Annotated in this window: 2 protein-coding genes and 1 pseudogene; all 3 read left to right on the plus strand. The window is 40.8% G+C overall.

Going from position 1 to position 2,142, the window contains the following annotated elements:
• Positions 1 to 124 precede the first annotated feature (124 nt).
• Positions 125 to 1,108, plus strand: a complete 984-nt coding sequence (locus tag B7Y67_RS12210) for an SDR family oxidoreductase (RefSeq protein ID WP_293598883.1) — start codon at positions 125 to 127, stop codon at positions 1,106 to 1,108.
• Positions 1,109 to 1,127: 19 nt separating this feature from the next.
• Positions 1,128 to 1,688, plus strand: coding sequence for a sugar transferase (locus tag B7Y67_RS12215; RefSeq protein ID WP_293598884.1), 561 nt, complete (start codon positions 1,128 to 1,130; stop codon positions 1,686 to 1,688).
• 170 nt (positions 1,689 to 1,858) lie between these two features.
• Positions 1,859 to 2,142 (plus strand): annotated as a pseudogene (locus B7Y67_RS12220) (polysaccharide biosynthesis protein); the annotation flags it as partial.

The raw sequence follows: 2,142 nt of genomic DNA on the forward strand, positions 1-2,142 counted from the left end.
TATTATCAGCTATCGAGTACCTCTTTATTATTTTTGTAAAATTTATACCACGACTTTTTCCTGAATCATTTTTTAAGTTTTTTTATAAGCATATGCGTACTCCGTTGCACCGTCCTAAAGACCAATGAAAATCCCTTTCAATAAAAAAAAGTCGGATATTTACCTTATTACAGGAGCGACGGGCTTTGTCGGCTCATCGCTAATCAGGCGTTTGATAGCGGACGAATCCTTAGTGGTGGCGGCCGTTAGAGCAAAGCCTAGAAAATGGGAGTTGCAGTGTGCTGTTTTAGAGGTTGGAGATTTTAGTGCCGGTACCAATTTTTCAGTTGCGCTAGCGGGAGTTCATTCGGTTGTTCATACTGCAGCGCGTGTACACATAATGAATGATAAATCAGCTGATGCCTTGAGTGAGTTTAGGAAAGTAAATGTGGCGGGCACCTTGAATTTAGCTCGTCAAGCTGCCCTAGCTGGCGTTAAGCGTTTTCTCTTTATTAGCTCTATTAAAGTTAATGGCGAACAAACTAATATCGGATATCCATTTACAGCAGACAAAATTCCTGTGCCAAGCGATCCCTATGGTGTTTCAAAATATGAAGCTGAAATGGGACTAATTGCAATCTCTAAAGAAACGGGGATGGAGGTAGTCATTATTCGCTCTCCTCTAGTCTATGGACCAGGGGTCAAGGCGAATTTTCTGTCCATGATGAAATGGGTAAAGCGAGGGATTCCGCTGCCGCTTGGTAGAGTAACAAAAAATCGCCGCAGTTTTGTCTTTATTGATAATCTCGTTAGTATGATTATTGCTTGCATCAATCATCCTGCGGCAGCTAATCAGATATTTCTAGTATCGGATGACGAAGATCTATCAACCGAAGGATTGTTAAGACGTATGGCTTTTGCGCTTGGGTGCTCTTCAAAATTAATACCGGTCCCAGTGGCATTAATCACGCTCTGCACAAAGTTATTTGGAAGGGCGGATATTGCTCAACGTCTTTGCGGTTCTTTGCAAGTTGATATTAAAAAAACAAAAGATTTGATTGGCTGGTCACCGCCAGTCAGTGTCGACGAAGGATTGCGTCAGACTGCGGCCCACTTCTTGAAAATGTAATCGTAGGTATATTTTTACTATGAAGCGAATATTTGACCTTGTATTGGCATTCTTCATTACTATTTTGTTGGTGTTGCCATTTTTAGTTGTGGCAATTGCCGTGCGATTAACATCATCTGGGCCTGCACTTTATTGGTCTAATCGCGTAGGAAGGTGCAACACTATCTTTCGGATGCCCAAGTTCCGCACCATGCAAGTAGGTACCCCTGCTGTAGCAACTCACTTACTTTCTGACTCCAATCAACACTTAACGCTAATAGGTTCATTTTTACGGAAATCTAGCCTTGATGAATTACCACAACTATGGAGTATTTTGGTTGGTGAAATGAGTTTTGTAGGCCCACGTCCTGCGCTATTTAATCAAGATGATTTGATTTCTTTGCGAACTCAATATGGCGTGGATAAGTTAGTACCAGGGTTAACTGGTTGGGCGCAAGTAAATGGCCGTGATGAATTATCAATTCCAGTTAAAGTTCAATATGAGGTGGAGTATCTCCAGCAACAGTCTTTCTGGTTTGATATGAAGATATTGGGCTTAACCTTTTTAAAGGTGATTCGGCGAGCCGGGGTTTCTCATTAATTTGGTTTTTTTGAATGCATTTTCTATTTTTTGCTGACCCACTTGCGCTAACAAGATAACTATCAACTTAGCATTTATTATGCCGAGTATATTTTTAGAGCAGAATGGCTCATCTGCCTCACTAAATACTAAATTCCCTTATCTTGACTATATAATTTATAATTAAATCCGTGTCTATTAATACAACTAAACAGTCACTATTAAACCTTCCTCGCTCAGTTAAGAGGGGTGCAGTGATGTACTGTGATGTGATTATTTGCGCATTCAGTGTTTGGCTGTCTTTTGGGCTTCGCTTAGACCAGTGGGGCCATTTTCAAGGCCAACAGTGGATAGTTCTCCTTGCTGCCATTGGATTTTCATTTCCCCTCTTTATTTCTTTTGGCTTATATCGAGCTATTTTTAGATATGTTGACTCGGCTGCACTCGCTTCAATGGCGCGTGTTTTCATTATTTA

Source organism: Polynucleobacter sp. 35-46-11 (assembly GCF_002281105.1).